This window comes from Paenibacillus alba (genome assembly GCF_013204855.1).
Classification (GTDB): domain Bacteria; phylum Bacillota; class Bacilli; order Paenibacillales; family NBRC-103111; genus Paenibacillus_E; species Paenibacillus_E alba.
In genome coordinates this window covers 1-13,920 of the sequence record NZ_JABMKZ010000056.1, presented here as the reverse complement: position 1 = coordinate 13,920, position 13,920 = coordinate 1, and the positions used below count along the sequence as shown (strand labels likewise).

General features: G+C 48.8%; 16 protein-coding genes. 13 read left to right on the top strand and 3 right to left on the bottom strand.

Features of this window, described 5'->3' with window-relative positions:
• Positions 1–69: 69 nt before the first annotated feature.
• The 10 genes from HQN90_RS35585 (at position 70) to HQN90_RS35540 (ending at position 8,838) form a co-directional block, all read left to right on the top strand.
• Positions 70–963, top strand: a complete 894-nt coding sequence (locus HQN90_RS35585; protein ID WP_173227582.1) for a LysR family transcriptional regulator — start codon at positions 70–72, stop codon at positions 961–963.
• Between the two features lie 141 nt (positions 964–1,104).
• The gene (locus HQN90_RS35580) at positions 1,105–1,965 is read left to right on the top strand and encodes a transporter substrate-binding domain-containing protein (RefSeq protein ID WP_173227581.1); all 861 of its coding nucleotides are present in this window, start codon (positions 1,105–1,107) and stop codon (positions 1,963–1,965) included.
• 40 nt (positions 1,966–2,005) lie between these two features.
• Positions 2,006–2,782 (top strand): amino acid ABC transporter permease, encoded by a 777-nt coding sequence (locus HQN90_RS35575; RefSeq protein WP_173227580.1) that lies wholly within the window; start codon positions 2,006–2,008, stop codon positions 2,780–2,782.
• Complete coding sequence (locus HQN90_RS35570; protein ID WP_173227579.1) at positions 2,779–3,489, top strand: amino acid ABC transporter permease; 711 nt, start codon at positions 2,779–2,781, stop codon at positions 3,487–3,489. Before HQN90_RS35575 ends, HQN90_RS35570 begins: the two co-directional genes overlap by 4 nt.
• Positions 3,486–4,238, top strand: a complete 753-nt coding sequence (locus HQN90_RS35565) for an amino acid ABC transporter ATP-binding protein (protein ID WP_079410875.1) — start codon at positions 3,486–3,488, stop codon at positions 4,236–4,238. The genes HQN90_RS35570 and HQN90_RS35565 overlap by 4 nt, the downstream gene beginning before the upstream one ends.
• A 27-nt stretch (positions 4,239–4,265) precedes the next feature.
• Complete coding sequence (locus HQN90_RS35560) at positions 4,266–5,276, top strand: LLM class flavin-dependent oxidoreductase (protein ID WP_173227578.1); 1,011 nt, start codon at positions 4,266–4,268, stop codon at positions 5,274–5,276.
• Positions 5,277–5,295: 19 nt separating this feature from the next.
• Positions 5,296–6,483, top strand: coding sequence for a M20 peptidase aminoacylase family protein (locus HQN90_RS35555; RefSeq protein WP_173227577.1), 1,188 nt, complete (start codon positions 5,296–5,298; stop codon positions 6,481–6,483).
• A complete protein-coding gene (locus tag HQN90_RS35550) occupies positions 6,480–6,956 on the top strand; it encodes a DinB family protein (RefSeq protein WP_173227576.1) in 477 nt (158 codons plus the stop codon). The genes HQN90_RS35555 and HQN90_RS35550 overlap by 4 nt, the downstream gene beginning before the upstream one ends.
• 13 nt (positions 6,957–6,969) lie before the next feature.
• Positions 6,970–7,500: a GNAT family N-acetyltransferase gene (locus HQN90_RS35545; RefSeq protein WP_173227575.1), complete on the top strand. Its 531-nt coding sequence runs from the start codon at positions 6,970–6,972 to the stop codon at positions 7,498–7,500.
• Between the two features lie 15 nt (positions 7,501–7,515).
• Complete coding sequence (locus tag HQN90_RS35540; RefSeq protein WP_173227574.1) at positions 7,516–8,838, top strand: LLM class flavin-dependent oxidoreductase; 1,323 nt, start codon at positions 7,516–7,518, stop codon at positions 8,836–8,838.
• Between the two features lie 876 nt (positions 8,839–9,714).
• Here HQN90_RS35540 and HQN90_RS35535 read toward each other — a convergent pair.
• Positions 9,715–10,779, bottom strand: coding sequence for a metallophosphoesterase family protein (locus tag HQN90_RS35535; protein WP_173227573.1), 1,065 nt, complete (start codon positions 10,777–10,779; stop codon positions 9,715–9,717).
• Positions 10,780–10,957: 178 nt separating this feature from the next.
• On the opposite strand from HQN90_RS35535, the gene HQN90_RS35530 reads away from it, so the two are divergent.
• The 3 genes from HQN90_RS35530 to HQN90_RS35520 are packed head-to-tail and all read left to right on the top strand — an operon-like array spanning position 10,958 to position 12,905.
• Positions 10,958–11,326, top strand: coding sequence for a GntR family transcriptional regulator (locus tag HQN90_RS35530; RefSeq protein ID WP_079410860.1), 369 nt, complete (start codon positions 10,958–10,960; stop codon positions 11,324–11,326).
• Positions 11,326–12,222, top strand: a complete 897-nt coding sequence (locus tag HQN90_RS35525; RefSeq protein WP_173227572.1) for an ABC transporter ATP-binding protein — start codon at positions 11,326–11,328, stop codon at positions 12,220–12,222. Before HQN90_RS35530 ends, HQN90_RS35525 begins: the two co-directional genes overlap by 1 nt.
• The gene (locus tag HQN90_RS35520; RefSeq protein WP_173227571.1) at positions 12,219–12,905 is read left to right on the top strand and encodes a hypothetical protein; all 687 of its coding nucleotides are present in this window, start codon (positions 12,219–12,221) and stop codon (positions 12,903–12,905) included. Before HQN90_RS35525 ends, HQN90_RS35520 begins: the two co-directional genes overlap by 4 nt.
• Before the next feature lie 49 nt (positions 12,906–12,954).
• On the opposite strand, the gene HQN90_RS35515 is transcribed toward HQN90_RS35520, so the two are convergent.
• Positions 12,955–13,179 (bottom strand): spore germination protein, encoded by a 225-nt coding sequence (locus HQN90_RS35515; protein ID WP_173227570.1) that lies wholly within the window; start codon positions 13,177–13,179, stop codon positions 12,955–12,957.
• A 104-nt stretch (positions 13,180–13,283) separates the two neighbouring features.
• Positions 13,284–13,793 carry a metallophosphoesterase family protein gene (locus HQN90_RS35510; RefSeq protein WP_173227569.1) on the bottom strand — a complete coding sequence of 170 codons (510 nt, stop codon included), beginning with the start codon at positions 13,791–13,793 and terminating at the stop codon, positions 13,284–13,286.
• Positions 13,794–13,920: the final 127 nt, after the last annotated feature.

Here is a 13,920-nt window from a genome sequence, read left to right as displayed (position 1 = left end):
AACCTAAAACCAAGTTTGTTTATCGGAATTATTAAAATTAAATGAATCTTCACAAAAGGGGGCCTAACGTTGAACATCGAGAATATTGAAGCATTCATCTATGTGATCCACTATGGCAGCTTTAATAAGGCGGCAGAAGTGTTGTTCTTATCGCAGCCATCAGTTACCGCGCGCATACAATCACTTGAACGCGAGCTGGATTGCCGAATGTTCGATCGTATAGGAAAGCAGATTTCCTTGACGGATGACGGGAAAAAGTTTCTGCCCTATGCCCAGGAGCTTTTGCAAACCTTTCAGAAGAGCAAAATTCAACTAAAACAGAAAAGAACATTGCCCAATGAGCTGCGCGTCGGCTGTACGGTCTCTGTTTCCAACTATGTCATTCCAACGATTATTCCAAAAATGAAGTACAAATATCCGGATGTCAACTACAAGCTCAGCACGGCGGTTTCCGAAGATATCGTGAATAAAGTGCTGAATCGCGAGCTGGATCTAGGCTTTGTGCGCAACATAAGCCACCCCAATCTTCTTTCGGCCAAAGCCTATGAAGACCCAATACGTCTATATGTCTATAAAGATCATCCGTTTATTGATAAGACGGTTTCCATCGATGATATAGGTGAATATCCTTTGGTTTTTTTCGAGTGTGGTTCACTGGACTGGATGCGAATTCACCGATTATTTGCCAGTATGAGCCGGCCGCCGAACATTGAATTCCAGACCGATAATTTGGAGACGGCGAAGAAATTAGTGCTTCAAGGCGTAGGAATCGCGTTTCTGCCCAGTTTATGCGTAGCGCAGGAAGTAAGGGAAAATAAGCTGTTTCCTATCGAATTTCCGCAGACAGCAGGCATTTCCCTTCAGACGAATATGATCGCTCTGAATGGGGAGAACGCAATATTTTTCAACAGTGCATTGGATCTCTGCAAGGGGATTGCCCAGAGCATTCGAGATCATATTTGACTTTTGAATATGCATATAGAAAAACTCTATTATCCAGTTCGTGAACTTGATGATAAATTAAAAGCATAGCTTTAATTCATACTTAACAGGTAGGAATTATTAACATTAAAATAAAAGAGAGATCATATGGAGGGGTTCATCATGAAACGATTTACTACACTTGCAGTATCCACATTAACTTTAGCTCTGGTGGTTGCGGGCTGCGGTTCCAAAAGCACGGCGGCGGACGCTTCCCCGAAAGCACCTGCTGCAAGCACGGCAGCGACGGCTGCGCCTGTGAAAGTGAAGAAAATCATCGTAGGCACAGGAACACAGTTCCCTAACGTAGCCTTTCTGGATAAAGACGGTAAACTCACTGGTTACGATATTGAATTAGTCAAAGAATTGGATAAACGTCTGCCGGAATACGAATTTGAGTTTAAAACGATGGATTTCGCCAACCTGCTGCTCAGCTTGGAAACGAATAAAGTCGACTTCGTCGCACATGAAATTGAGAAAAACAAGGAGAGAGAGCAGAAATATCTTTTCAATAATGAGCCTTATGCCTATTGGAAAACCAAAGTCATCGTAGCCAAAGATAACACAACGGTTAAATCGATTGATGATTTGAAAGGGAAGAAGGCTTTAACTACGGCAACGAGTGCTGAAGCAACGCTGCTGGAGAATTACAATAAAGCGCATGATAATGCGATCAAAATTGTTTATCAAAGCGGCGCAGCGAACGACTTAGTGAGTCAGCTGACGTCGGGACGTGCGGATGGCGCGCTTGGCGCGGATTTCTTGCTTCCGCTAGTTGATCCTCAAAGTAAACTTAAGGCAATTGGTCCAATTATTGAAGAAGCCGAGGTTCGTTTCTTATTCCGCAAAAATGATAAAGACGGGCAAGAGCTGGCTGATAAAATCGATGCTGCACTGAAGGCTATCAAGGCTGATGGCACGCTTTCGAAGCTGAGTGTTCAATGGCTGGGCGGAGATTTTACGAAAAAAGAAGATACCAAATAAGCGATTATCCAACGTATAAAGGAAGGGTGAGATCGCCGTCATGGCCAACCAATTCGAGATCACCTATGTATTCGAGTTTCTTCCCAAATTACTCTCCTATATCAACATCACTTTATTCATTGTGGCTTGCTCGATGCTGCTCGGGATTATCTTTGGATTTCTCATTGCATTGCCCCGGCTGTATAAAATACCTGTTGTTCAGCGGTTATCCCAGATCTACGTATCCTTCTTCCGCGGGACGCCCATTCTGATTCAGCTGTTTCTAATCTATTACGGGCTCCCCGAAATGTTAAAAGCGATCCACGTGGATGTCTCCAAAGCACCGGTGCTGACATTCGTCATCCTGACGTTCGCCCTTCACTCAGGAGCCTATATCTCCGAAGTGATCAGGGCAGCAGTCAAGGCTGTAGACAAGGGCCAGGTCGAGGGCGCTTACTCCGTCGGCATGACAGGCTACCAAGCTTTTACCCGGATTGTGATGCCGCAGGCGCTCGCTATTTCGCTTCCTAACTTTACGAACCTGCTGATCGCTAACTTGAAGGATACTTCGCTGGCTTTCTCGCTTGGGGCTATGGAGCTAATGGGCAAAGCGCAGACATTAGGGGCTGCTACACAACACTTTTTGGAAACTTACGTGTCCTTATCCATCATTTATTTTATTATCTGCTTTGGACTTGAGAAGCTGTTTATCTACATTGAGAAACGACTGCTCCAGCACGAGCAGCCGCTGGTCAAAGAGGAGCGTCAGCCGCTTTCTCGTCGATGGTTCAAGGGCGTCTGGTCTTCTCAGCCGGATAAAGGAGGCTTTCAAGCATGAAAATCGATCCTGGATTCATATGGACCGCCTTTGTTCAATTGCTTTCAGCCTTGCCTACAACATTGATTATTACAGTGGTTTCCGTCTTCTTTGGTTTCTTGATCGGAACAGCCGTAGCTTTAATCCGACTATATCGAGTGCCTTTTATTCATTACATTGCAACAGCTTATGTGACTTTTGTTCGCGGCACACCGATGCTTATGCATCTGCTGCTGATTTACTTCGGATTGCCGATGATCCTGGATTCGATATCCATCGCGATGGGCTGGAGCTTCCGATCGGTTTCGATTCCGATGATCGGCTTCGCCTTCCTATCCTTCTCCATCACAGCAGGGGCTTACCTCTCGGAGGTTGTGAGATCAGGGATCGTGGCTATTAATCGGGGGCAAATGGAAGCCGCCTACTCCATCGGGATGACCACGTCGCAGGCACTACGGCGCGTTATTCTGCCACAAGCGCTGGCAGTTAGTTTGCCGAACCTTTCCAACACGTTGATCGGGATGCTGCATGGCTCTACGCTGGCTTTTACCGTATCCGTGGTCGAAATTAATGCCAAGGCGCAAATTGTCGCAACGACAAACTGGAAATTTTTCGAAGCTTATATCGCAGCTGCCGCCCTGTTCTGGGGAGTTACGTTCCTGATCGAAAGAGCGACAGGTTTGCTGGAGAAACGAATCAATCTGTATAACCGGGGGGGCGTATCATGATTCAAATGGCCAATATCACCAAATCATTCGGAAAAAACGAGGTATTGAAAGGCATTAACCTAACTGTGAAAAAGGGCGAGGTCGTCTGTATTCTTGGCCCCAGTGGTTCGGGCAAAACGACCCTTCTGCGCTGCATGAATTACTTGGAGAAGCCGAATAACGGCGAAGTGACAATCGGGGATTTCACGGTGAATTGCAAGCGCCCCAGCAAGCAGGAGATTCATACACTTCGGCAAAAAACAGCGATGGTCTTTCAGCATTACAATCTCTTTAAGCATAAAACAGTGCTTGAGAATGTGATGGAAGGGCTTGTTATCGTACAGAAGCAGCCCAAAGACAAAGCACGGGAAACCAGCGTGAAGGTGCTGGAGAAGGTTGGACTAGGCAATAAGCTGGATGCATATCCAAGTCAGCTGTCCGGCGGACAGCAGCAGCGGGTGGGCATTGCGCGTGCGTTGGCTTTGAATCCTGAGGTTATTTTATTCGATGAACCGACGTCGGCGCTCGATCCTGAGCTGGTTGGCGAGGTGCTTGATGTCATTCAGAAGATTGCCAAGGAAGGCATTACGATGATCGTCGTCACGCATGAGATGGGCTTCGCCCGTGAAGTTTCCAATCACGTGGTGTTTATGGATGAAGGCGTGATCGTTGAGGAAGGCAAGCCGCAAGAGATTTTTGGCGCTGCCAAAGAAGAACGCACGAGACAATTTTTGAAACGAATTACGCCCGAGTGGAGCTATAACATATAAAACCATAGTAGAATGGAGCGAACGAGCATGGGGATTAAGCTTAGTATTTTGGACCAAAGTGTTGTTTTTCCGGGAGAAAACGCAACGGATGCTTTTAAACATACGATTGAGCTTGTACAGTTGGCAGAACAATTGGATTATCACCGTTTTTGGGTATCCGAGCATCATGATTCAGAGCAAGTTGCGGGCTCATCGCCCGAAGTATTGATCTCACATCTTTTGGCCAAAACAGAGCGCATTCGCATCGGCTCCGGCGGCATCATGCTGCAGCATTACAGCCCCTACAAGGTAGCTGAGAATTTCAATGTTTTGGCTTCTCTCGCACCGGGGCGGGTAGATCTTGGCGTAGGCCGCGCACCGGGCGGACTGCCTCGCTCAACCAAAGCGCTGCAGCAGGGGATAACAGAAGCTGCTTCGCTGGCGGACAAAGTAAGCGAGCTGCAGCAATTCGTGCATAATCAGCTGCATGACGACCATCCGCTGAAAGGCTTGCGCGTTTCGCCAATTCCAACAGTACCTGTGGATATCTATATCCTCGGGGCCAGCGTGGCAAGTGCGCAATCCGCAGCGGAAGCCGGTCTTCCCTATGTATTCGCGCAATTCATTAATGGCGATCATGCCATAGCTGAAGCGGCGTTCGAGGCTTATCGAGAGCATTTTAATACGACAAAAGGCACACAGCCAAGGCTGCTGCTGGCGCTGTCCCTTATCGTAGCAGATACGGAAGAGGAAGCGATCGAGCTTGCGGGCGAGTATAAGAATGTCAAAATCCATTTGGAAAATGGCAAAACCTTAACCGTAGGCACGCTGGAGCAAGCTGAGGAATATGGTCGCCAGACACAAGCGAAGTTTACCGTAGAAGAGAAACAAGCGGAGATTACCAAAGGTACGAAAGAAACCGTCCGTCAGAAACTGCTGGAGATCCAGCTCAAATATGGTGTTGAAGAATTTATTGTCACTACATCCGTAAAGGATTTTGCCAAACGCCTGCGTTCATTCGAGCTGCTTAACGAGGCATTCTCGGAATCACTGGTCTAGGCTCCAAGGAGGCATTTTAATGAGCATATCAGCTTCGGAACGGACGTTGCCGGATTTTGAACAGAAATTAATCGAGATTCGGCGTCATTTGCATCAGAATCCTGAATTGTCGCACGAGGAAGTCCAAACGACTGCTTCAATCCGCGCTTGGCTGACGGAAGCTGGCATTCGCATTGCGGATTTCCCTCTCCGCACGGGCGTTATTGCCGAGGTTGGCGGAAAGCAGGCTGGACCGATCATTGCGATTCGCGCAGATATAGATGCGCTGCCTATTCAAGAAGAGACAGGACTTCCTTATGCTTCGCAGGTTGCAGGAAAAATGCACGCCTGCGGACATGATTTCCACACAGCGGCTGTCCTCGGCGCAGCGATTTTGCTGAAATCACGGGAAAGCGAGCTGCAGGGCACGGTTCGTTTTGTCTTTCAACCTGCGGAGGAGAAGGCGCAAGGCGCAGAGCAGGTTATCAAAAGCGGAGCGCTGGGTGGGGTGCGGGCGATTTATGGCATGCACAACAAACCCGATCTTCCGGTAGGAACGATAGGGATTAAATCAGGGCCATTAATGGCGGCTGCGGACGGTTTTGTGATCGAAGTCGAGGGACTTGGCACACATGCCGCTGTTCCTGAAGCAGGAATTGATCCCATTGTAACAGGGGCGCATATCGTAACGGCACTCCAGTCCATTATTAGCCGCAACATCAGCTCCCTTCAGAGCGCAGTCATCAGTGTAACGCGTATCCACAGCGGTACCGCTTGGAATGTGATTCCGGACAAAGCCATTCTCGATGGTACGCTGCGTACTTTTGAAGAGAGTGTAAGATCGCTCATTATCACGCGTTTTGAGCAGGTCGTGCATGGTGTAGCTGCTGCTTATGGGACGAAAGCGACTGTACGCTGGGTCAAAGGACCACCCTCGGTGTTCAATGACAGCGAATTAGCGCAACTGGCTTCCGAGGCTGCCGTGGAGGCGGGCTTGAATGTTATTACACCTGTGCCTTCCCCGGCGGGCGAGGATTTCGCATTTTATCAAAAGCAAATTCCTGGCGTGTTCGTATTCATGGGCACCTCGGGTTCACAAGAATGGCACCATCCGGCTTTTGATTTGGACGAACGAGCTTTGCCGATTAGTGCTAACTATTTTGCCGTTTTGGCTGAAAAAGCATTAAAAGAGCTATCAACGGACATTCCACTGGAGGTATCGAAATGAGTCAACCTATCCCTGATTTAGGAGCCTATTTGTATACACACGACCAACTGCAGGAAGCTATCCAAGGGTTAAATGAAGCTCAGTTGACTTGGAAAGCTGCACCGGAGAAATGGAGTGTGACGGAGGTTCTCTCCCATTTGGCCGACCATAACATTGTGGTCTCCTTCCGTATTCGTGCAATTATTTCTGCTGCATCGGCTCAATTGCCGGCTTTTGACCAAGATCCATGGGTAAGCAGCGCCAAAGCGAATGAAGGCTCGGCTTCTGATATTTTAGCCGTTTTTCAGGCTTTATTAGTTTATAACCATCTGTTGTTTAAGCGATTATCCGCCGAAGATTGGCAGAAAACGGGTGTTAATTTCAAAGGACAAACACTGGCGTTAACGGATGTTGTTCAGTCTTTTGTAGCCCATGTTCAAGTTCATTTGGCTCAAATTGCACGGATTAAGAACGAATTGGAAGCACGGGTATAAGGAGGGGTTAGGTATGGCGGATGCACTAGAGATTCAAATTCGGGATGCTACTGAGGCTGATCGGGAGGCCATTCGGAAGGTTCTGGAAGAAGCATACGGGCAATATCAGTCCGTGCTGCCTCCAGATGGCTGGGAGCAATATAGGGAAAATATTGTCGCTTCGGTCGATAGCGATAAGCCTACCGCTCGCATTATTGCCTTATTGGATGGCGAAATCGTAGGAAGCTCGCTGTTATTTATTTCTTCAGAAGCGGCCTATGGGCTGCCGGAGCTCGATATCCAATCGCCGATCATCCGTTTATTAGCGGTTTCGCCAAGGGCCAGAGGGCGGGGCATCGCTACGGCACTAATTAAAGAAAACGTTAGACGTGCTGTTGAGCTAGGAGCATCGACACTGCATTTGCATACCTCGGATATGATGGATTCTGCGGTGAAGCTCTATGAACGACTGGGCTTTGAACGCGCTTATGAGAAAGATATACGAAAAGGTGAGACACTCGTAAAAAGCTATCGGCTGCATTTGCAGACCACAGCTAATCTGTGAAAGGCGGAGATGACCATGGCTAAGCAAAAACAATTGAAATTGGGTGCCATCATTCATGGCGTAGGCGGTAATGTTTCGGGCTGGAGACACCCGGAGGCGATTACGGATGCAAGTGTGAATTTTGGCTTTTATAAACAGCAGGCTCAGAAAGCGGAATCCGGTAAATTTGATCTCGTATTTATCGCGGATGGCTTGTATATTACGGAAAAATCGATTCCTCACTTCCTCAATCGTTTCGAACCGATTACCATCTTGTCTGCCTTGGCTTCGGTCACAACGCATATTGGACTTGTAGGTACGCTATCGACATCCTACAGTGAACCGTTCACAGTTGCTCGGCAATTCGCGTCTATTGATATGATTAGCGATGGCCGTTCCGGCTGGAATATTGTGACATCTCCACTGGAAGGCTCAGCGAAAAATTACAGCAAAGAGCAGCATCCTTCTCACCCTGAACGCTATCGCATCGCGAATGAATATTTGGAAGTGACGCGCGGACTATGGGATTCCTGGGAAGATGATGCGTTCGTTCGCGATAAAGAGAGCGGCGTGTTTTTTGACCCTAGCAAGCTGCACACCTTGAATCACAAGGGAGAGTTTTTCTCCGTGCAGGGTCCGCTGAATATTGCTCGTTCCCGACAAGGGCAGCCGGTTATTTTCCAAGCCGGAGCCTCCGAGGATGGCCGGGCATTTGCCGCCAAAGTAGCCGATGCGATTTTTGCCGGACATGAAAATATGGAAGAGGCCAAAGCCTATTATGCGGATATCAAAAAGAGAGCCGCCGCGGAAGGCCGCAATCCCGACGAAGTCGTGATCCTGCCAGGAATCTCTCCGATTATCGGCCGTACGGAAGAGGAAGCGGAGCGCAAATATCAAGAAGTCGCCAATCTGGTTACGATCGACAAGGCGCTTGATTTCTTGGGCCGCTTCTTCGAACATCACGACTTCTCCCAGTATCCGCTCGATGAGCCATTCCCGGAACTAGGTGATTTCGGCAGCAACAGCTTCCGCAGCGGTACCGACAAAATCAAGCAAAATGCCAAAGAGAAAGACCTAACACTGCGCCAAGTCGCACTGAATGTGGCAACGCCAAGAACCGAGTTCACCGGAACAGCTGAACAAGTGGCCGATCGCGTTCAAGCTTGGTTCGAAGAAAATGCCGCCGATGGCTTCATCATCGCAGCAGCCCTGCCCAAAGGCTTGGACGACTTCGTAGACCTCGTGGTGCCAATCCTGCAGGAACGCGGCATCTACCGGACCGACTACGAATCCGACACGCTTCGCGGGAACTTGGGTGTCCCGATTCCAGCAAACCGGTACACGAAGGTTAAGGTATAGGAGTAAGAGGGATTTGTTAAAAGACTGCTCGACAGGCTGATTCAGCTTTGTCGGGCGGTTTTTTGGTTTAGCGGTAAGGTGTGGGGAGTGCTGGGGAGGATGTCTGTAGGGGTGGAAGACATGCTTAGGAGAGGAGAAAGGTGAGGATTTCTGGGAGTGGTGGTGGGAACTCGAGATGATATCCATGAGGCTGGAAAACATGCTTAATAGGAGGAGAATGGGTGGATTCTCCGTGAGTGGTGGCTGAGAGGCTGAAAAACAGCCCTAAGGTGTGCGGAAAGCTGGAGATGGGCCTCTGTAAGGCTGAAAAACAGCCCTAAAGTGGGCGGAAAGCTGGAGATGACCTCGGTAAGGCTGAAAAACAGCCTTACCGAAGTAGAAATGCGCGCACTCGCCCAAATTGGTGGCTGAAAGGCCGAAAAACAGCCCTAAAGTGGGCGGAAAGCTGGAGATGATCTCCGTAAGGCTGAAAAACAGCCTTACGGAAGTAGAAATGCGCGCACTCGCCCAAATTGGTGGCTGAGAGGCCGAAAAACAGCCCTAAAGTGGGCGGGGAGCTGGAGATGATCTCCGTAAGGCTGAAAAACAGCCTTACGGAAGTAGAAATGCGCGCACTCGCCCAAATTGTTGGCTGAGAGGCCGAAAAACAGCCCTAAAGTGGGCGGGGAGCTGGAGATGATCTCCGTAAGGCTGAAAAACAGCCCTAAAGTGCGCGGATAGCTGGATGACCTCTGTAAGATCTAAAAACGACCAAAAGGTTGAAGGATGCTTCCTATCCCTCAACCTTATTTAACGTCATGCGATAAATTTACTTTTTTTGTGTTTACGTTGAAGCCGAAACCGGTCTGGGGCCTGTCGGTGTCCTGGTTTGTACGCCTAGTTGACGTCGTATCCTTTGGCGATGGAGGGCTCGATCCATCGCTTCCGGGAGTGCTCGCGGCGCATGATGACGACGCGGTCTTTGTAGACGTCGACCACGAGACTTTGGCTGATGGCCATCGTCTCGGGCTCGTTCTGGCTGCTCCATACCTCACGGATGGAGGCGCTTGAAGTGGCAAGGAATTTCAGCTGCTTCACTTGCTGGGTCGTTTCCAGATTCCAGTGGGTGTGACCACTGAAGAAGATGACATTCGGGTGCGCATCGAGCAGCGCCCGCAGCTCCTGGTGCTGGATGACGCCCAGCTCCCGATCCGTGCCATCCAGCGTCTGCGGCAGCGGCTGGTGCAGGAACACGAACACGGGCTTGCCGGCATCCGCCGCGCCCGCGCTCGTTAACCGCTCGCGCAGCCAAGCAAGCTGCTCGGGAGAGAGGAACGCGTTCTCCGCATAGGAGGCGTTCACGTCCCGGTACGCTTCCCCGCTCAGGAAGAGGAAGCGGTAGCCCTCCACGATAAGCTCGTGATACGGCTTATCGTAGCCCCACATGCGGTCGAATAAGGCGACCGCTTGTTTGCTGGACCAGGCTGGATTCATCTTCGATGTATCCATGCCACCCTCCGGCGTGCGCCACACGCCGTAGTAATCGTGGTTGCCCATGGTCGCATGCACAGGGGCATGGGGCTGGCTGCTGAGCAGCGTCTGCAAGCTGCGATAGTCGGCCTCACTCCCATTGGTGAGGTCCCCGTTCATCACGAGCAGCTTGCTGTTCGGGCGCAGCGCGTGATGATCCGCCAGCGCACGGCTGAGCAGCAATTGAGCCTCTGTATCCGAGGCGATGATGTGTGCATCGCTCAACACGGAGAATGAAAACAGGGGAGCTGCCACCGGTTGCGCATTATTTTTGAACTTCGTGTTCTTCATGAACTTCGCATGAATTCCCGCATGAAGCATGTCTTGAGTGTCTTGAGACGATTCCATATTTTCCGCACTATTCACAGCCTGACTCGGAGCGAGTAGAAGCATCAGGCTTACGAAAGCGATACGCATTTTAGAAGAGATCATGTTGGATATACCTTTCCTGCGAATGAATGTTTTGGGCGATTGTACTAGTGGTATTCCCAGTTGCAAGGAGATTTATGTTGAACAGGCGGCCCAAATTGCTCGAAGCGTATTGACATCTAAGTGAGTTGGTTGTATGGTTAATTACATGAGTAACTAACCAATGTGGTGGTGAGAAGAAATGGGAGTCATGATGGACGACAGCCGCCCGATTTTCGTGCAAATCGCGGAACGAATTGAGGATGACATTATTGAAGCAAGAATGCTGGAAGAGACGCAGGTGCCTTCAACAAATCAGTTCGCATCATTTTATCAAATTAATCCGGCGACAGCCGCCAAAGGCGTAAACCTGCTGGTTGATCAAGGAATTTTGTACAAAAAACGCGGAATTGGCATGTTTGTAGCGGAAGGAGCGCGAGCGAAACTGATGGAAAAGCGAAAAGAACTATTCTATGAGCAATATATCGTAACGATGGTGAAAGAGGCAGCGAAGCTTGGAATTACGGTGGAGCAATTAACGGAAATGGTGCGCAGAGGGGAGAAAGCGTAATGGCCAACATTGTGGAAGTGAAAGGGCTGACCAAGTCCTATGGGAAAATAACAGCGGTTGATCATGTCAGCTTCACCATGGAACCGAATAAAATTTACGGTTTATTAGGTCGAAATGGTGCAGGGAAAACGACCATCATGCATATGATCTCAGCCCAGCAGTTTGCGACGAGCGGGGAGTTAAAGGTATTTGGCGAAGAGCCGTTTGAGAACAGCCGTGTGCTGAATCAGATTTGTTTCATTAAGGAAAGTCAGAAATATCCGGATACGTTCCGTGTCGTTGATGTCATAGAAGTAGCCAAATCCCTCTATCCCAACTGGGATGATGACTATGCTCATGCCTTAGTTGAAGATTTCCGTCTGCCTTTGAAAAGAAAAATTAAAAAGCTGTCCAGAGGAATGCTCTCCTCGGTGGGGATCGTCGTGGGTCTGGCTAGCCGTGCGCCGTTGACCATTTTTGATGAGCCTTACCTAGGGCTTGATGCCGTAGCTAGAGTACTTTTCTATGATCGCTTGCTTGAGGACTACGCAGAGTACCCGAGAACTGTCATCCTCTCTACGCACCTGATTGACGAAGTGAGCCGGTTGCTGGAGCATGTCATGGTAATTGATCAAGGCAAATTGATTCTCAATGAAGATGCAGACGCCCTTCGCGGCCGTGCTTGCACGGTTTCCGGCTTAGCAACAGTTGTAGATTCGTTCACTAGAGGCAGAGAGGTGCTGGAACGCACAGCGATTGGCGCAGCTGCATCGGCTACCTTGCTAGGTGCGCCGAATGAACGTGAGCGGAAGGAAGCTGAGGCTTTGGGGCTAACATTTACACCCGTATCGATGCAGCAGTTAATCATTCATTTGACACGTATACCAAGTGCTGGAAAGGGGACTGAAGGCGCATGAATCGAGCCGAGCAAGTCATTAAGCTTCATTTGAGAAATAAATTGACGTGGTTCTATGTTCCTTGGATCATTTTGCTAGCTAATTTCCTGATCAATATGATTATTGCTTCTTCGCTCAACCTAGGGGAGACCATGCACACTGGAGCGATTTCCTCCATTTTCGTTTACACATTCGTAGTAGGTACGATCACGCTGAAGGAGACCTTCCCGTTTGCTGTGGGACTCAGCATTCGCAGAAAAGATTATTTCTTCGGAACCGTTGGGACCGCCCTCATTGTCAATGGCTTGTCCGCCTTAATACTTACCGTATTGTCGGTTATTGAAGGAGCAACGAATGGATGGGGAGTCCGCTTGAATCTATTTAAAGTTGCGTTTCTTAGCGATGTTTCTGTGATCAGCGTACTGGGGATTTATTTGATTCTGCTGCTTAACATGTACTTTCTGGGGTTTGCGATTTCAAGTATACACCGTAGATTTGGCAGTACGGGATTATATATCTTTTTTACGACCCTGCTGCTCATTGGCACACTTGTATCTTTGTATTTGACTCACTTTAGCCTGTGGGGAGATCTTATCCTGGGAGGAATAGCGCATCACTATCTGGAAATTTTCTGGTGGATGGCACCATTGACAGCTGTCTACTTGGCAGCGGCTTATGGTTTGTTGCGGAGAGCATCTGTTTAGTTTACTTAAAATGCTAAAGCCTAAGGCAAAGTGCCTTGGGCTTTTTTAACTACACAATATTGTTATTATTGTTATCAATTAAATCAGGGTCAATGGTATTTGTATTTCCGATCTGGGGATTAAATCCAAAATTGTCCCCTGGAGAAAATGAATTAGCCCCCCCATAGTATTTGGCACTGCTGGATAGCCTGATAATAGCGGTATCACCGATCTGGACATTCGAACCGGAATTTACACTATTGATTTTGATACCTCCATAAACAACTGCAGGCATTTGTTCGACACCCCTTCCCGCTCTTAGCCATTGTATGTATTGATCAGCCTAACTGCCACCATCCTCCTGCTCTATGTTTCCCCTTTCAAATGTACAGGCGATTCCTACTCACCATATTTCTTTACAAAAGGTGTTCCCAGCCATTTCTTATCGGAATGTTCACGGCCTTGGATCGCAATCCGATCCGCGAAGACGTCCACGACCAGACTTTGGCTAGCCGCGCTGCCCTCGGGTTCATTCTTTGCGTTCCATACTTCTCTGACAGAGGAACTGCCTACGGCAAGAAACGTAAGCTGTTTGATCTGCTCTGTTGTTTCAAGGTTCCAATGCGTATGACCCGTGAAGAAAACCACATTCGGATATTGGTTAAGTATAGCTCGCAGTTCCTCATGTTGAACAACGCCCAGCTCTTGATCGGAGCCTCCCAGCGTATGAACCAACGGTTGATGCAGAAATACGAAGATAGGCTTGTCCGCATCCGCTGTTGAGGCAAGTGCTAGTCTATCTTTGAACCAGGTGAGCTGTTCAGGGGATAGGTAGGCATCTTCTTTGACATTGGCATCCACATCTCGATATGCCTCTCCGCTCAGGAACAGAAAATGATAATCCTCCATGACTAGTTACACTGGTACCCATAGTCTGGACACTTTGAAAAAGTGTTCAGACTGTGGGTATCTTTTTTTGTATACTAGAGTAAGCACCGGAGGGGATTACAATATGTCTAAGAAAATGTTTAGTGAG